This is a genomic window from Pelomonas candidula, assembly GCF_043555985.1.
In the GTDB taxonomy this organism is placed as follows: Bacteria; Pseudomonadota; Gammaproteobacteria; order Burkholderiales; family Burkholderiaceae_C; genus Pelomonas; species Pelomonas candidula.
On sequence record NZ_JBIGIC010000070.1, the window covers coordinates 1 to 287 of the forward strand.

Annotated in this window: 1 pseudogene; it reads right to left on the minus strand. The window is 75.3% G+C overall.

The annotated features are described in order from the left end of the window. Positions 1-287 (minus strand): annotated as a pseudogene (locus tag ACG04R_RS28525) (type II secretion system secretin GspD); the annotation flags it as partial.

Below are 287 nucleotides of genomic sequence, written 5' to 3' on the forward strand. Positions count from 1 at the left end.
GCGGCTCGGCGGCCGTGATGATGAGCGAGTTCGTCGACGGGTCGGCCTGCACGAAGCCACCGGTGGACGGGCCGGCCGAGGCCGACAGCGGTGACGTCGAGGCGGTGGACGCGCCGGTCGTGGACGTGGTGGTGCCACTGGTGGCGGTGGGCGTCGTCGCGTTGCCGCCGAAGCTGGTGTTCGTGCTGCCCAGGCCGCCGCTGCTGGTGCCGGTGGTGCCGTTGCCGCCCGTGTCGCCGGACGCGGCCGCGGCGAAGGCCGCGCGCAGCACGGTGGCCAGCTTCACG